This is a genomic window from Methylotenera versatilis 7 (assembly GCF_000799165.1).
In the GTDB taxonomy this organism is placed as follows: Bacteria; Pseudomonadota; Gammaproteobacteria; order Burkholderiales; family Methylophilaceae; genus Methylotenera_A; species Methylotenera_A versatilis_A.
The window spans coordinates 1-18,751 of sequence record NZ_JUGF01000001.1; the positions used below are offsets into that span (position 1 = coordinate 1).

An 18,751-nucleotide genomic window follows, 5' to 3' on the forward strand; every position below is an offset into this window, starting at 1 on the left:
GCGGCCGTCATCACTGGCAGCAGTACCGCCGACCTGACCGAGACCAATGCCGTACAAAGCACTGGCGGCACACTCACGGCGACCGACGTGGACAGCGCCGCGACCTTCGTGGCGCAGACCAACGTGGCCGGTTCCAACGGCTACGGCAAGTTCAGCATCAACGCCGCCGGCGTGTGGACCTACACCATGGATACCGCCCACAATGAATTCGTTGGCGGCACCAGCTACACCGACAGCATTACGGTGGCGACAGCCGACGGCACCACGCAAGTGATCACCGTCACCATCCTTGGCACCAACGATGCGGCGGTACTGGGCAGCGCCACGGTTAACCTCACCGAAACCAATGCCGTGCTCAGCACCAATGGCACACTCAGCATCAGCGACGTGGACAGCCCAGCCACCTTTGTGGCCCAAACCGCCACTGCTGGCACCTACGGCAGCTTCAGCATCAACGCGGCAGGCGCCTGGACCTATGTTGCCAGCAGCGCGCACAATGAATTCGTCGCTGGCACCACCTATACGGACACCTTTACGGTGACCAGTAGCGACGGCACCACCACCAGCGTCACCGTCACCATCCTTGGCACCAATGATGCGGCCGTCATCACTGGCAGCAGTACCGCCGACCTGACCGAGACCAATGCCGTACAAAGCACTGGCGGCACACTCACGGCGACCGACGTGGACAGCGCCGCGACCTTCGTGGCGCAGACCAACGTGGCCGGTTCCAACGGCTACGGCAAGTTCAGCATCAACGCCGCCGGCGTGTGGACCTACACCATGGATACCGCCCACAATGAATTCGTTGGCGGCACCAGCTACACCGACAGCATTACGGTGGCGACAGCCGACGGCACCACGCAAGTGATCACCGTCACCATCCTTGGCACCAACGATGCGGCGGTACTGGGCAGCGCCACGGTTAACCTCACCGAAACCAATGCCGTGCTCAGCACCAATGGCACACTCAGCATCAGCGACGTGGACAGCCCAGCCACCTTTGTGGCCCAAACCGCCACTGCTGGCACCTACGGCAGCTTCAGCATCAACGCGGCAGGCGCCTGGACCTATGTTGCCAGCAGCGCGCACAATGAATTCGTCGCTGGCACCACCTATACGGACACCTTTACGGTGACCAGTAGCGACGGCACCACCACCAGCGTCACCGTCACCATCCTTGGCACCAATGATGCGGCCGTCATCACTGGCAGCAGTACCGCCGACCTGACCGAGACCAATGCCGTACAAAGCACTGGCGGCACACTCACGGCGACCGACGTGGACAGCGCCGCGACCTTCGTGGCGCAGACCAACGTGGCCGGTTCCAACGGCTACGGCAAGTTCAGCATCAACGCCGCCGGCGTGTGGACCTACACCATGGATACCGCCCACAATGAATTCGTTGGCGGCACCAGCTACACCGACAGCATTACGGTGGCGACAGCCGACGGCACCACGCAAGTGATCACCGTCACCATCCTTGGCACCAACGATGCGGCGGTACTGGGCAGCGCCACGGTTAACCTCACCGAAACCAATGCCGTGCTCAGCACCAATGGCACACTCAGCATCAGCGACGTGGACAGCCCAGCCACCTTTGTGGCCCAAACCGCCACTGCTGGCACCTACGGCAGCTTCAGCATCAACGCGGCAGGCGCCTGGACCTATGTTGCCAGCAGCGCGCACAATGAATTCGTCGCTGGCACCACCTATACGGACACCTTTACGGTGACCAGTAGCGACGGCACCACCACCAGCGTCACCGTCACCATCCTTGGCACCAATGATGCGGCCGTCATCACTGGCAGCAGTACCGCCGACCTGACCGAGACCAATGCCGTACAAAGCACTGGCGGCACACTCACGGCGACCGACGTGGACAGCGCCGCGACCTTCGTGGCGCAGACCAACGTGGCCGGTTCCAACGGCTACGGCAAGTTCAGCATCAACGCCGCCGGCGTGTGGACCTACACCATGGATACCGCCCACAATGAATTCGTTGGCGGCACCAGCTACACCGACAGCATTACGGTGGCGACAGCCGACGGCACCACGCAAGTGATCACCGTCACCATCCTTGGCACCAACGATGCGGCGGTACTGGGCAGCGCCACGGTTAACCTCACCGAAACCAATGCCGTGCTCAGCACCAATGGCACACTCAGCATCAGCGACGTGGACAGCCCAGCCACCTTTGTGGCCCAAACCGCCACTGCTGGCACCTACGGCAGCTTCAGCATCAACGCGGCAGGCGCCTGGACCTATGTTGCCAGCAGCGCGCACAATGAATTCGTCGCTGGCACCACCTATACGGACACCTTTACGGTGACCAGTAGCGACGGCACCACCACCAGCGTCACCGTCACCATCCTTGGCACCAATGATGCGGCCGTCATCACTGGCAGCAGTACCGCCGACCTGACCGAGACCAATGCCGTACAAAGCACTGGCGGCACACTCACGGCGACCGACGTGGACAGCGCCGCGACCTTCGTGGCGCAGACCAACGTGGCCGGTTCCAACGGCTACGGCAAGTTCAGCATCAACGCCGCCGGCGTGTGGACCTACACCATGGATACCGCCCACAATGAATTCGTTGGCGGCACCAGCTACACCGACAGCATTACGGTGGCGACAGCCGACGGCACCACGCAAGTGATCACCGTCACCATCCTTGGCACCAACGATGCGGCGGTACTGGGCAGCGCCACGGTTAACCTCACCGAAACCAATGCCGTGCTCAGCACCAATGGCACACTCAGCATCAGCGACGTGGACAGCCCAGCCACCTTTGTGGCCCAAACCGCCACTGCTGGCACCTACGGCAGCTTCAGCATCAACGCGGCAGGCGCCTGGACCTATGTTGCCAGCAGCGCGCACAATGAATTCGTCGCTGGCACCACCTATACGGACACCTTTACGGTGACCAGTAGCGACGGCACCACCACCAGCGTCACCGTCACCATCCTTGGCACCAATGATGCGGCCGTCATCACTGGCAGCAGTACCGCCGACCTGACCGAGACCAATGCCGTACAAAGCACTGGCGGCACACTCACGGCGACCGACGTGGACAGCGCCGCGACCTTCGTGGCGCAGACCAACGTGGCCGGTTCCAACGGCTACGGCAAGTTCAGCATCAACGCCGCCGGCGTGTGGACCTACACCATGGATACCGCCCACAATGAATTCGTTGGCGGCACCAGCTACACCGACAGCATTACGGTGGCGACAGCCGACGGCACCACGCAAGTGATCACCGTCACCATCCTTGGCACCAACGATGCGGCGGTACTGGGCAGCGCCACGGTTAACCTCACCGAAACCAATGCCGTGCTCAGCACCAATGGCACACTCAGCATCAGCGACGTGGACAGCCCAGCCACCTTTGTGGCCCAAACCGCCACTGCTGGCACCTACGGCAGCTTCAGCATCAACGCGGCAGGCGCCTGGACCTATGTTGCCAGCAGCGCGCACAATGAATTCGTCGCTGGCACCACCTATACGGACACCTTTACGGTGACCAGTAGCGACGGCACCACCACCAGCGTCACCGTCACCATCCTTGGCACCAATGATGCGGCCGTCATCACTGGCAGCAGTACCGCCGACCTGACCGAGACCAATGCCGTACAAAGCACTGGCGGCACACTCACGGCGACCGACGTGGACAGCGCCGCGACCTTCGTGGCGCAGACCAACGTGGCCGGTTCCAACGGCTACGGCAAGTTCAGCATCAACGCCGCCGGCGTGTGGACCTACACCATGGATACCGCCCACAATGAATTCGTTGGCGGCACCAGCTACACCGACAGCATTACGGTGGCGACAGCCGACGGCACCACGCAAGTGATCACCGTCACCATCCTTGGCACCAACGATGCGGCGGTACTGGGCAGCGCCACGGTTAACCTCACCGAAACCAATGCCGTGCTCAGCACCAATGGCACACTCAGCATCAGCGACGTGGACAGCCCAGCCACCTTTGTGGCCCAAACCGCCACTGCTGGCACCTACGGCAGCTTCAGCATCAACGCGGCAGGCGCCTGGACCTATGTTGCCAGCAGCGCGCACAATGAATTCGTCGCTGGCACCACCTATACGGACACCTTTACGGTGACCAGTAGCGACGGCACCACCACCAGCGTCACCGTCACCATCCTTGGCACCAATGATGCGGCCGTCATCACTGGCAGCAGTACCGCCGACCTGACCGAGACCAATGCCGTACAAAGCACTGGCGGCACACTCACGGCGACCGACGTGGACAGCGCCGCGACCTTCGTGGCGCAGACCAACGTGGCCGGTTCCAACGGCTACGGCAAGTTCAGCATCAACGCCGCCGGCGTGTGGACCTACACCATGGATACCGCCCACAATGAATTCGTTGGCGGCACCAGCTACACCGACAGCATTACGGTGGCGACAGCCGACGGCACCACGCAAGTGATCACCGTCACCATCCTTGGCACCAACGATGCGGCGGTGGGCATTGTAGATAGCTTCGTTGTAACAGAAGGCACCTCGGCTGTCTTGGGTAATGTGCTAGCAAATGACACGGACGTTGATAGCGGAGCCCTGACTGTTGGGCAATTCGCTACTGATGCTGCCGGCACTGGCGCAAAGGCAGCTAATGGGTCAAATTCCATTACTACCGCTCTTGGCGGTACAGTGGTCATGAATGCTGATGGTACGTTTAATTACACTGCACCTGCATCCAGAATTCATGACGATGCAACTTCTGATGTAGACAGCTTTACTTACAAAACATCGGATGGATCAGCACTTTCTGCTACTTGGACAACCGTTTCCATTAATCTTGCAGATACGGCTCCAGTAGCGAATGACGATGTTGACAGCCTAAGCGGCAGTGGCGGCTCTATCACCGGCAATGTGATAACAGGCGCAGGCGGTACAGTTGCTGGCGGGGCGGATGTATTGGGTGCAGATGCTACCTCGATAACCAATGTAGGAGTAACGCAAGGTACCGTGATTTCCAACACTGTTGGCGCCGGCAACGTACGCACTATCGTCACTATCAACGGTACACTGGTTATCGACCAAGACGACGGCAGCTATACTTATACACAGGCAGCTACCAAGACTATTGCCGCTGGTACTGCCGCGAGCCTGGCTACATGGAACGCTGCTTTCAAGGTTTACGGTTATGACACTACGGGAACTACCACTCCTTATGTCGGCAATGTTGCGGCCAATGGTATTGATTTTGCCAAGTTGACTGCCACGCAGGCTGGTTTTGTAAGGTTCTGGAATAATACCGGCACAAATGATGATGGCATCGGTGTAGAGAGCACTGCAGGAACCACTACCACAGGTAAGATCGAGACCAATGAAAATCTGCTGATCGACCTTGGCATGACGACCACTTCGGCCACGGTCAGGTTAACAGACCTTACTGCCGCGGAAACAGCCACCTGGCGCGCTTACGCGCTTGACGGCAGTTTTGTTGGTACGGGTACGATCACTGGTGCTGCTGGCAATATTGCAAATTCAACGATTACTACCGCATCGGCCTTTAGTTATCTGGTATTTACCTCGGGCAGTGCAACCTATCGCCTTGATGGATTGACTGCCACACCAGTAATTGTTAAGCCAGATATTTTTACTTATACGCTGACTGATGCTGATGGCAGCACTTCTTCCGCGACGTTGACAATCAATCCAGGCATAGCGCCGGTTCTCGATCTGGATGCCTCAGGCGCGGGCACAGGTTTTTCGACCGTCTTTGCCCAAGGCGGCGCTGCAGTATCGATCGCGGATACCGACATCAGCATTACCGATGCCGATTCTACCAATATCACCAAGGCTACTATTACATTAACCAACTCCCAAGCAGGGGACGTATTAGCTGCAGGTACGCTGCCCGGAGGGATCACAGCTTCCGTTGTCGGGAATGTAGTGACCTTGACCGGCTCTGCGACCCTGGCCAATTACCAAACAGCGATCCGGGCGATTACCTTTAGCACAACCAGTACAAATACTACGGCGCGTAGCATCGATGTGGTGGTGACAGATGGCGCAAACAATAGCAACACAGCAATTACTACTGTAGCGGTGTCCTTACTGAATGCACCGGTTCTCGACCTGGATGCATCCGCCGCTGGCACTGGTTTTGCGACGGCTTACACGGAGAATGGTGCAGCCGTCTCGATTGCCGATGCGGATATCAGTATCACCGATGTTGATTCGACTAATATTACTGGTGCCACCATTACATTGACCAATGCGCAAGCTGGAGATGTGCTGACGGTCGGTGTACTGCCTGGCGGTATTAGCTCAAGCATTGTCGGCAATGTAGTGACTTTGAGCGGTGCCAGCTCGCTCGCAAACTATCAAGCTGCGATCCGGGCCATTACCTTTGCAAACTCTACCGAAAGCCCGGATACCACTCCGCGTATTATTAATGTGGTGGTGACCGATGGAACAAGCAATAGCAATACCGCTACCGCAACTATTGCGGTGATAGCAGTGAATGATGCGCCAGTTAACACTGTTCCAGGCGCACAAACCACCGCTGAAGATATTAGTAAGGCCATTACTGGCCTCAGTATCAGTGATGTGGATGCGGGTAGTGGCAGCATGACTGTGACTCTGTCGGTTACCAACGGTACGCTGACTGTCACTGGCGGTAGTGCCACCATTATAGGTAGCGGTACGGGAACAGTTACCTTGACAGGAACTGTGGCAGCAATTAATGCGACTTTAGCGTCAAATGTGACTTATCTGTCAGCACTTAACTATTATGGTAGTGATATTCTCACCATGACTACCAGCGACAATGGTAATACAGGCACTGGCGGCACACTCATCGATGTAGATACTGTCAATCTTACAATTACCTCAGTGACTGATGCACCGCAAATCATCATGCCTGCCTCTTTGTCGAGTGTCCACGCTGGCACACCAACTGCAGCCATTAATACAACTACTGCAATTACACAAGCGAATATAGAAACTGCATTGGGTTTACCAGCAGGCTCTCTGGATAATCGTTTTGATCCACCAACTGGAGGAGCGAATGACCCAGGGAACGTAGATGTATTTGATGGCGCCTATAGTAATTATGCAATTACCCTTGGTGCGGGTAGTCAGGTTGCATTCGATTGGAGCTTCTTCAACGGCGAGATTGTTCTTAGTGAAATCAACCAGGGATACAACGATATCGCGGTACTGGTCATTACCGCCCCCAATGGCGTGGTTACCTATCAGCTTCTTTCTTCATCGGAGCAAACTGGTATCAATGTGAACGGCACTGCAGTAGATGCGACCGGCACCGTTAATTACACCGCAACAACTACGGGACAGTATCAATTTTCGTGGCTGGTACTTAATGCGATCGATGGAAATAATGACTCTCAGCTTTCAGTTGGGGCACCCAAAATTTACTATAACGGGAACAGTTATGCTACACCGATCACATTCCCAATCAATGTGCTACCGGTGGGTGACGAAACTATTGGCCTGATCACTATATCCGGTCTGCCATTGAGTGGTGTTGGATTCAGTTTCATTGGCTCAAATGGCGTTGCTGTTGGAACAAATCTGGGTGGTGGTTCGTGGAGCTTCACCGAGTCTCAGTTGAGTAGTCTGCAGTTATTAACACCACCAGATTATGTTGGAACCATGAATCTCACTGTTTCAGCGATTGGAACCGAGAATGGCATAGACGCTACTGCCACACAAAATATATCGATTGAAGTTGCTGCAACAACTGTAAATATTATGGGTACGCAGGCTGGGAATACCTTGACTGGTAGTGCGGCTAATGACCTGATAGACGGTCTGGGCGGCAATGATATTATAGATGGAGGAAGCGGAAACGACATACTGTCTGGTGGTGCCGGCAACGATAATTTGAGTGGGGGTATTGGCAATGATTTCCTGATGGGCGGGTCAGGTAACGATACGCTAAATGGCGGTGCAGGCAACGATACGCTAATTGGGGGTGCTGGTAACGATACCATGACAGGTGGCTTAGGTGTGGATGTCTTCAAGTGGGAGTTGGCCGACAAAGGTGTGGTTGGTACCCCGGCAGCTGATATCGTGACTGATTTTGATGTGGCGTCTAGGGTTGCAGGTGGCGATGTGCTGGATCTGCGCGATCTCCTGACGGGTGAAAACCAGACAAATCTGACGAACTATCTACACTTTGAAAAATCCGGCGTCAATACCATCGTGCATATTAGCGACAGTGGGGCTTATGCCGGTGGCTTTAATAGTGCTAACGATGTTCAGGTAATCACGTTGCAGAATGTCGATCTGATCGGCTCATTTGCTAACGATCAGCAGGTTATCGCTGATTTGCTCACTAAGCAGAAACTTATTACGGATTAGCAAAATGTTGCTTTGGAACCAATTGCTTTTGTAAACAAATGTAAATAGCAAGGCCTGAATAAGCCAAGTCTGCGGACTTGGCTTATTTTTTTGCACGTAATTCCACACAAAGTCAATGGCTCTTGTGAAGCATAGTTTCACAGTTACAGTTCTGATAAACTTTTGTAACAATATGAAATAATTTATAAAACTAAAATAATAAAAAATTGATTTAAGGCTTAAATATTTTGAATATTATCAATGCGTTAAATATCCAAGTGCGCTCAAATACAGGAAAAGAGTTAATGGTGAAAAATAAGACATTTCTAAAAAGATTGTTAATTACCGCGGTCATGAATAGCTTGCTGATTTCTCCAGCTATCAATGCAGAACCAATTGTTACGTTAAAGCAAATGGTTGAAAAAACCATCTCATCTAATCCAGAAGTGCAAACCAGATACCACGCTTATCTTGGTGCTGGCTATGAGCAGGATGTGGTAAAAGGCGGATATCTACCCAAAGTCGATATTCAATCGACTTATCGCAAGCAAGAAGATATTAATGGTTTTCGTAATAGCACTGGCACAGAAATTCCTCGTTGGAACAATGAGTTAGTATTGCGTCAAATGATTTTTGATGGTTTTGCCACGCCTTCTGAAGTGAATCGTTTGGGCCATGCAAAGCGTGTTCGCTATTATGAGTTGCAAGCTGCGATGCAAGATACGACGCTGGAATTTATGCGCGCTTATATTGATACTTTGCGTTATAGCCAGCTGGCTGAGTATGCTAAAACCAATTATGTTACGCATAAACAGCTGTTCGATAAAATCAAGGAACGTGTCGATGCAGGTGTTGCACGTCGCGTAGATTTAGAGCAAGCGACTGGTCGCTTGGCATTGGCGGAAGCCAATTTATTGACAGAAATGACGAACTTACATGATGTCACTGCCCGTGTACAACGTTTGCTGGGCGAATTACCGCCTGAAACTTTAGAGCAGCCAGATTTCATCAGTACAGGCAAGCAAGCAACACCAGTTGAGACGCTCCGTGTTGCTTATTTGCAAAACCCCAATTTACTTTCAACGATTGAAGATATTCAAGCAACTAAAGATGAAGTGAAGACAAAAGAAGCTAAATATTTACCGCGTCTAGATTTGCAGGCACGTAAAAATTTAGGCACTAGTTCAGACGGTCGCAATAGTACCAATGCGGCAGATGTGCTTGAATTAACGATGAGTTTTAATTTATTTAACGGTTTCTCAGATAAAGCTTCAGTAGGTCAAGCGGTTGAAAAGCTGAACACAGCGAATGATTTCCGTGATAAAGCCTGTGTTGATACGCGTCAATTAGTGACGATTGCTTATAACGATATTAATCAATTAAAAGAGCAATTAACCTATCGTGATATCCATCAAAAGTCGATTGAAAATGCGCGCGAAGCTTATCGCAGGCAGTTTGACATTGGACAGCGTACGTTGCTGGATTTATTAGATACCGAAAATGAATACTTTCAAGCCAAACGTAGCTTTGCCAATACGAATTTTGATATACAAGCTGCTTATGCGCGACTTTATGCCAGTCAGGGTGAGTTACTGAATAAAATTGGTTCAGCGCGCCAAGGTTTGCCAGAGGTGACTCGCGAAACTTATATGGATGTTGCTAATATATGTGAAGCCATCGCGCCAGCACAGGTAACTGTGGATAAAGAGGCATTGTTGGCGAACGCGAAACCTTTAGGGGTAAACCAACAGTTGATTAAGCCAGTTCGCTAGTCTGCAGCCTAAAGGCGATTGCTAGGCGTGTTAAGGACCGAGCAAAATCCTGTCGTCAAAAGGACTGCGATATCAAATTGTACGAGAGCCTGTTAATAAATAAATTGCTGATGTTTTGCTTATAAGCACTAATCAGTATTAGTTTAAAGAGGCGCATTGTCTGTTAAGGTAATGCGCTTTTTTATTGCCTAAAGCTGAATTGATGGCGGCATGTAATTTGCTGATGTGCTATTAGTGCGGCAGTTTTTATTCATTCACTGCCTGTTTTTTCTGATTGTTAAAAAGAATTTTATTGGAACTTTGTGATGAATCATTGCTACCGTTTGGTGTTTAATAAATCTTCTCAGATATGGCAAGTGGTGTCTGAAATTGCTAAATCACACAGCAAATCCGCTGCGCTTGTATTGTTGCCACTATTGAGCTTATTACCCAATATGGCTGCTTGGGCAGACCCAGCGTTAAACGCTTTGCCGACTGGCGGGCAAGTGGTTTCAGGGCAATCTGCCATTACGCAAAATAGCAATCAATTGAATATTTTGCAAAATACGCAAAAATCCATCATCAACTGGAACACTTATAACATTGGCGCCAATGCGCAAGTGACTTATGTGCAGCCTAATGCCAATGCTATTTCACTTAATCGGGTGATTTCGGGTAATCCCAGTGAGATTTTCGGTAAGCTAAATTCAAATGGTCAGGTGTGGCTGATTAACCCTAACGGCGTGCTGTTTGGCAAAAACGCACAAGTGAATGTGGGTGGTATTGTTGCTACCACTTTAAATATTGCCGATGAAGATTTTTTAAATGGTAATTATCAGTTTACGGGTAATGCCGGCAGCGTTATCAATATGGGCAGTATTGTTGCTAACAGTGGCGGTTATGTTGCCCTACTGGCGCCGGAAGTGCGCAATGAAGGTGTGATCTCAGCACTGCAAGGCACGGTTGCAATGTCAGCAGGTAATGCAATAACGCTGGATTTTAATGGTAATGGTTTAATTAATGTGCAAGTGGATAGCGCCAGCGTGAATACGCTGGTTGAGAATAAACATTTGATTCAAGTAGGCAATGGCCAAGTGCTGATGAGCACAAAAGCGGCGGATGGGCTAATCACTTCCGTGATTAACAATAGTGGCAAAATTGAAGCCAATAGTATGGTGAGTGATGGTGGTGTGGTTCGTTTAACGGGGGCTAAAACTGTTGTCAATAGTGGCGAAATTTCAGCAGTTTCATCCAGCCAAAAAGGTGGCACGGTACATTTGTTGGGCGACAATGTCGGCATGTTTAGCACGAGTAGCGTGAACGTATCAGGCAAAACAGGCGGCGGTACGATTTTGATCGGGGGTGATTATCAAGGTAAAAACGCCGATATTCAAAATGCGACTAAAACATTTGTTCATCAAGATGCACAGTTAATCGCAGATGCCACAGATAGCGGCGATGGCGGTAAGGTGATTGTTTGGGGAAATGATATTACCCGTTATTACGGAAGTGTTTCGGCAAAAGGCGGTGTGGTTTCAGGCAATGGAGGTTTTGTTGAAATTTCTGGCAAACGTTTGCTTAACTTCTTAGGCAATGTGGATTTAAGTGCTGCGAATGGTCGGGGCGGTAATTTGTTGCTGGATCCAACTAATATTACGATTGGTGTTGGCACAGATGCAAATACAATAGGATTTTCAGCTGTTGATAATGAAGAGGCATTTGCAGAGGACTTAAATCAGGACAGTTTTTTTGATGTCACTGCGCTTACTGGTAGTTTTGCTGGCATCACAGAGGGCAGCACGATTACCTTGCAAGCCACTAACGATATTACTGTTAAAGATGCTTTTAATGTCGCAACAGCTACTGGTTCAGCTAATAACAACTTGGTGTTAGAAGCTAATAACGATATTCATGTAAAGGCAGCAATAGCTTTAGATGGCACAGGCGCATTAACTTTAAAAGCAGATGCTGATGACAATGGCGCAGGCAATGTGGCGATTGGTGCAAACATTACCACTCAACGTGGTGGCTTAACATTAGAAGGTTACGATATTACCCACACGGCTGGCAATATTGCGACGACTGGCGCTACCAACACTAATGCGGGCAATATTACTATTACGGCAAGTAACGCTGTTTTATTGGGTGGCGCTTTGATTACTGCCGATGGCGGTACAACATCTAGCGTAGGCCGGGCGGGAGGCATAGTCAATATTACTGCAAACGCAGGAGTAGAGACGGGTGCGATTTCCGCTAATGCAAGCCATGCGGCTGTATCTGATGCTGATGGCGGTAATGCTGGTTTTATTACCATCAATAATTTAGTAAGCGGCGATATAAAGGTTAATGGTAGTTTATTTGCACGTACTGGCACTTCAACAGGCACAGTTATTGGGGTTGGTGGAAATTTTGGTGAAGTCAAAATTATTAATCAAGCTAATGGCGGTAATGTAACGACAGGGGCAATAGATCTGAGAGCTAAGAACAAAGCGCATGGCGGTAATGTAGTTATTAGCTCTAAGGCGGATGTGACAGTTAATGGTTATATTGATACCAGTATAAACGTCCCTGTACCTACTAATGACGTTGCTGGCCGTAATGCCGGCAATATTACGATTACTGGCGTAAATCGCACTATTAATGGTGCAATAACAGCAAATGGCGGCGCAGGCGGAGCAAGTAATCAGGCTGGAGGTAATGCGGGGGTGATTTCTATTACAGGCGCAGGAGCGCTTACAACAGGCACAATCACTGCAAAAACAGGTAATGCAAATGGTACAGGAACTGGTGGTGCAGCAGGGAGTGTAACTTTAAGTGGTAGTCAAGTAACGTCCGCAGCCATTGATACTTCGCATGGCACAAATGGCACAGGTGGCAACGTAAATATCACCACGATAGGCGGCGGTACTTCTACCGTTACATCTATTAATGCGGATAATTCCGGTGCGATTAATATTAACAATATGGACACATTGACCGTCAGTGGCGTGATTGCTGGTGATAATGCTACAGTGACTAAATCGGGTGCAGGATCACTTATCTACGCAGGAACGAATACTTATACTGGTGGAACAGTTGTTAATGCGGGTGTTTTACAGATAGGTAATGGTGCAACTAATGGGTCTATAGTAGGAAATATTACCAATAATGCAACTGTAGTATTTAATCGGTCTGACGCATATAGTTATGCCGATAGCATTAGCGGGTCTGGTGCTGTAGAAAAAGTCGGTAGTGGTGAATTAACATTCTCTGGTAACAATACCTACATAGGTGCTACTAATATTAAGGCGGATACATTAAAGCTCGGTAACGCTGGCGCTATCGGTGATTTAAGTGCAATGAATATTTCATCTGGCGCTACATTTGATTTAAATGGTTATGCTGAAACTGTGGGTTCAATTGCAGGCGCGGGTAATATTGTTATGGGTACTGCTGCCTTAACCTCTGGCGGTAATAATGCATCTACTACATTTTCCGGCGTAATAAGCGGTACGGCTGGCAATTTTAATAAAGCAGGTTCTGGCACATTAACCTTAAGCGGCAATAATACTTATACTGGCGTAACCAATGTGCAAGGTGGAACTTTGACTGCAGCACACGCAAATGCGCTGGGTGCTACAGCAGGCGGTACGAATGTTGCCAGTGGCGCAACACTTAATGTGAATAATGTGACTTTAGCAGCAGAAGCAATTACTTTAGCCAATGCCGCGGCGTTGACAGGTACTGATGCGGCAATAGTTACTGGTAATGTGTCTGCGGGCGATAATAGCCAGATAGGTACAACATCTGCTGCATCCACTTTAACCATCAATGGCATATTAACTTCAGCCACTAATAGCACATTGGAAATTATTGGTGCAGGTAGTGTGATAGCAACTAATACAGACAATGATATCGATATTGTCAAAATCACCAATGCAAAAGATGTGAGTTTGCGCGATATAAACAGTATCCGTTTTGCAAATGCGGCATCTAATTTAACTGGCACGTTAACCGTCAATGCGATTGACAATATTACCTTGCAAACAGGCGGTACGATGACTAGCTCAGCGGGTGATATTTTATTAACCAGCAATGCGTTTATTAATAATGCAGGGGCGAATGCATTAACAGCCACAGCAGGCCGCTGGGTTGTGCATACGGATGCTCTAGCTGGTAATATTTACGGCGGACTTAATAGCGGCAACCAAGCGATTTATGGGCGCTCACTAGGTGTGGCGACGGCTGAAGCAGGTAATCGCTATGTATTTGTACAAAGCCCAACTTTAGATATTACCTCAACAGATCAAACCAAAACTTATGGGCAAGATGCAGCAACCTTAGTAGCTAATGCTTATATTGCAACGCCGTTTGTTAATGCAGCAACTTATGGCAATGTATTCACGCAAGATACTGTTGCTAACTCACTGACTGGTTCAGCTACTTCTACAGGTTCAGCAGTGGCAAGCAACGTAGGCAGTTATGCGATTGATGTGACTCCTGTTGCGGCAACAACAGGCTATACGCTGAATAAATCGAACGCAGGTAATTTAACTGTCACTGCGGCTATTTTACCAGTGAGCCCCGTCAATACCTCTGGCAATATCAGCGTGTTTAATAATGCCGTTACTCGATCAGATCAAGAGTTAGCTTGCTCTCAGTTTAACGGCAATCAGCCGATAGTTAACGGGCTTGATGCGTTTGGTGCGGATAATGTAGACTACGAGCCATCAATCAGCCAGCCTTTAGTGGGCGGCGTGGTGGCCAACGCCTTAGCGGCGACAACATGCTTAAAGCTATAATAAATAAAAAATATGAAAAACTTCAATAAGTTACCAGTTAGCCCGTTTATATTAAGTGGCCTGTTATTCACGATTTTTCAAACAAATTATCTGTATGCCGCGCCAAATATTGATTCTGGTAGCATACAGCGTGATATTGAAAACTTGAATACGCCCAACTTGCCGCCACCCACACAGCCTGTTGAGCCAACACAAGCTACACCTAAATCAGACAATGCGATTTCAGTAAAGGTGACTAGCTTTCAGTTTGTTGGCGCTACGTTGCTGCCTGATAGCCTGTTGCAAGCCGAAGTACAATCTTATATTGGTCAAACCTTAGATTATGATGACTTAACTAAAGTCACTCAAAGAATTAGTCAGTTGTATCAACGCAATGGATGGCTGGCAAAAGTGTTTTTACCACCACAAGATATTCAAAATGGCTTGGTGACAATTGAGATTAATGAAGCAAAGTTGGGTGAAGTGCGTACCAATAGCGACGCAAAAGCGCGTTTAAATCCAAAGCTAGCGACAAAAATGCTGGCAAGCACACAACAAAAAGGCATGCCGCTAAGTAGCCAAGCGCTAGAGCGCGCTATGTTGTTGATTAACGATACCCCTGGTTTCAGTGGGCAAGCGACTTTGTCGCAAGGTGCTCAAACAGGTGAAACCGATGTCACCGTTAATTTGGCAGATACACCTTTATTTAATGCGCGCGTTTGGGCCGACAATTATGGTTCAAGATTATTAGGTAAAGCACGCCTAAATGGCTTGGCTAGTTTTAACAACTTAACAGGTTGGGGCGATCAACTTACTGTAAATGCTTTAATAAGCAAAGGTCTTGAATACGTACAAGGCGCCTATGACTTTCCGGTTGGATATGCCGGCACGCGCATCCAGCTAGCGGGCTCGGTTTCTAATTATGAAGTGAATGGCGGTGATTTAAGTGTGCTTGACCCGGAAGGTGAATCCTATGCTTATCGGGCAAGTATTAAACATCCGTTGATTCGTAGTCGTTACAGTAACCTTGCTTTTCAAGGTAGTATTGAGTCGTTTAGCAGTAAAGATGACGTATTAGGGTTTGAGGTCTCTGATAAAGATTATCATGCGCTTACAGTTGGTTTAAAAGGTGATCATAGCGATGGTTTTGGCTTGGGTGGCACGTTTTGGGGCGGCGCAAGTTTAACCACTGGTGATCTAGACTTATCTGGAAATCGTGCTGAACAGGCATCGGACAGATTAACAAGGCGCTCTGACGGGCGTTATAACAAAATCAATTTTTATCTTGGGCGCCAACAAATACTGGGTGAAAAGCTCACTGCAAAAGCGCTGTTTTCTGGACAGTTAGCAGATGCGAATTTGGGCGGATATGAAAAATTTTCGCTTGGCGGGCCGGTCGGCTTGACTGGATTTACAGTAGGCGAAGCAGCAGCAGATCAAGGCTGGATGCTAAATTTAGAAGCTAAGTACGCAATCACATCACAATTTAGCGCAAGCTTGTTGGGCGATGCTGGTGGCGTGTGCCAATTCAAAGATACTTGGGCAGATTGGAATGCCGGCAATCCTAAATTAAAAAACTGCTATCAATTAGCAAGCGTCGGTTTTGGTTTAGGCTATACCAATCAATATTTAGATGCAAAATTAAGTTACGGGCGTCAGATTACGGGAAATCGTGGTTTGGATAGCAATGGAAACGACACTGAAGGCGAAGACAGCAAACATCAAGTTTGGCTACAAATAGGTAGTAATTTTTAATCGGCCTAAACCAGTATGGTTTTAACTGGGTTTGAGACAATAATATTCAAATTATTTTCACAAACTTTAGTCATAATTGACCTAACGATGTTAGAATACGCTCCGCAACAAATTCAGTAGTAATCACCCGCCCGGGTGGTGAAATTGGTAGACACAAGAGACTTAAAATCTCTCGACTTTACGGTCGTGCCGGTTCGATTCCGGCCCCGGGCACCATAAAAAAATCAATGAGTTAGCTGGTTTTTATATCACACTGTATCATTAAACCAATTTCGGTTCTGATGCGTGTTGGATCAAAGCGACCATTAATTATTGTTTCAATATTGTCCACTTCAATCGCGAATTAGAAACCGTTTAGAGCGTGCGTATATCATACGTTGAAGGACGCTTAGGGAAAGTTGTATTCGTTTGATCTGGTGGTTAATAACAACCTAAAACAACCAACTTTTGGTTGTTTACAGCCAATTTATAAAGCGCTTAAAAATATATTTAATTAACTTTATCTAATAAAACAAAGGCTTAATCGTTTTTATTTTTAGGCACGTTTTTCGCTATTAAATACAGCTAACCATCTAGCAGTATTTAAGGATAAGAATATGGTAATGCAAAGTGCGTTGGTCGGAGAGTTTTATGTTGAGCATAACTCTTGGCTGCATAAATGGCTGTCAAAAAAGGTGGGCTCTACTTTTGACGCTGCTGATTTAACGCAAGATACATTTATGCGTTTGCTTTCTAAGGTAGAAACTGAGCAGATTGTTGAGCCGCGCGCATACTTAACAAAAATAGCACATGGGTTGATGGCTAACTTTTTGCGCCGTCGCGATATTGAAACTGCTTATTTAAATGCCTTGGCGGCTCTTGGTGGAAGTCAAGATGCGTATAGTGGACAGTCTTTAGAAAATCAGCAAATTTTATTAGAAAGAATTATCGCGCTGGATTGTATGCTTAGTGGCCTTTCGCACAATGCGCGTGCCGCGTTTTTATTGCACCGTGTTGACGGCATGTCTTATGCAGAAATTGCGTTAGAGCTTGGTGTTACAGTGAGCTCTATTAAAAAATATATTGCAAAAGCGTTGTTACATTGCGCTTCTGCAGCTTAGCTGTCCACTATACTAATTATTTTAAAATGTCAGACTCTTTAAAAGCTGCGACAAACTGGTATGCAAAACTGAATGCAGATAATGTAACCGAGACTGATCGCCACGCTTTTCAAAATTGGCGGCAAGCATCTGAAGATAATGATCAGGCTTGGCAAAAAATACAATCTATTGCAGGTCAATTTGACGGCATTGCGCCTACAATCAGCAAAGCCACGTTACTTACAGCAAATCAACCTAAGTCTTTAGAGCGCCGCCGCTTACTGAAAAATTTAGGGATTGTGGCTGCAGCAACCACTACTGGCTGGCTAACTTATCAACATCAGCCATGGCAAACATTTACTGCTGATTACGCAACTCAAACGGGTGACCAGCGCGAAATTCAACTGGCAGATAATACAAAAATAATTCTGAATACTAACTCAGCAATTAACATCGATTACACCGAAAAAAGTCGTACAGTCATACTAATTAAGGGTGAAATATTCATCGAAACTGGCCACGGTGCTAATAGCGATTTGTCATTTATTGTACAAACCAAACAGGGAGATGTACGTGCATTAGGCACAAAATTTACCGTGCGCAACAATGGTAATTATCATACTGTGGCTGTGTTTGAAGGGGTCGTTGAAATTATACCAACTCCTACTGTCACATTAACACATGATCCTACTCTTAGAGTTAACCAAGGTGATATGGTCACTTTTGGGGAAGGCTATTTTTCTCAAACCAAGCCGCTAACTCCTAGCGCTGATTTATGGGTGAAAGGTATGTTTAATGTGGTGAATATGCCACTTAAAGACTTTGTTTTAGAGTTGCGTCGTTATCACAAAGGCATTTTACGGTGCGATTCTAATGCTGCAAAAATTCTCATCTCAGGCGCATTTCCCATTAAAGATATGAATGCACTATTTGCCAGTTTAGAAAGAACCTATCCTGTTCGCGTAGATTCGGTCACCAAGTATTGGGTGACTGTAAAAGCAATCTAAAAAAATTATTTAAAAATAATTAAAAAAGTATTGTCCCTTTTTGGTTTTCAAGTGGCATAGGC

General features: G+C 48.4%; 6 protein-coding genes and 1 tRNA gene. All 7 read left to right on the forward strand.

Features of this window, described 5'->3' with window-relative positions; translation table 11 throughout:
• Positions 1 to 8,358 (forward strand): VCBS domain-containing protein (locus tag K370_RS12360; RefSeq protein WP_152603123.1); only part of this gene is annotated, 8,358 nt, incomplete at its 5' end.
• A gap of 227 nt (positions 8,359 to 8,585) precedes the next feature.
• Positions 8,586 to 10,109: a TolC family outer membrane protein gene (locus K370_RS00015; RefSeq protein WP_235272634.1), complete on the forward strand. Its 1,524-nt coding sequence runs from the start codon at positions 8,586 to 8,588 to the stop codon at positions 10,107 to 10,109.
• 305 nt (positions 10,110 to 10,414) lie between these two features.
• Complete coding sequence (locus K370_RS00020; protein WP_081977121.1) at positions 10,415 to 14,869, forward strand: filamentous hemagglutinin N-terminal domain-containing protein; 4,455 nt, start codon at positions 10,415 to 10,417, stop codon at positions 14,867 to 14,869.
• A 12-nt stretch (positions 14,870 to 14,881) separates the two neighbouring features.
• The gene (locus K370_RS00025) at positions 14,882 to 16,603 is read left to right on the forward strand and encodes a ShlB/FhaC/HecB family hemolysin secretion/activation protein (RefSeq protein ID WP_088177641.1); all 1,722 of its coding nucleotides are present in this window, start codon (positions 14,882 to 14,884) and stop codon (positions 16,601 to 16,603) included.
• Positions 16,604 to 16,732: 129 nt separating this feature from the next.
• Positions 16,733 to 16,819 (forward strand) — tRNA-Leu (locus K370_RS00030).
• Between the two features lie 380 nt (positions 16,820 to 17,199).
• Entirely contained in the window at positions 17,200 to 17,703 is a 504-nt protein-coding gene (locus K370_RS00035) for a sigma-70 family RNA polymerase sigma factor (RefSeq protein ID WP_047536623.1), read from the forward strand.
• A 26-nt stretch (positions 17,704 to 17,729) separates the two neighbouring features.
• Positions 17,730 to 18,689 carry a FecR domain-containing protein gene (locus K370_RS00040; protein WP_047536625.1) on the forward strand — a complete coding sequence of 320 codons (960 nt, stop codon included), beginning with the start codon at positions 17,730 to 17,732 and terminating at the stop codon, positions 18,687 to 18,689.
• The last annotated feature ends 62 nt before the right edge of the window (positions 18,690 to 18,751 follow it).

Coding starts and splice junctions, on each gene's coding strand:
- K370_RS00025 (WP_088177641.1), top strand. CDS start 14,882: ATGAAAAACTTCAATAAGTTACCAGTTAGCCCGTTTATATTAAGTGGC.
- K370_RS00020 (WP_081977121.1), top strand. CDS start 10,415: ATGAATCATTGCTACCGTTTGGTGTTTAATAAATCTTCTCAGATATGG.
- K370_RS00040 (WP_047536625.1), top strand. CDS start 17,730: ATGTCAGACTCTTTAAAAGCTGCGACAAACTGGTATGCAAAACTGAAT.
- K370_RS00035 (WP_047536623.1), top strand. CDS start 17,200: ATGGTAATGCAAAGTGCGTTGGTCGGAGAGTTTTATGTTGAGCATAAC.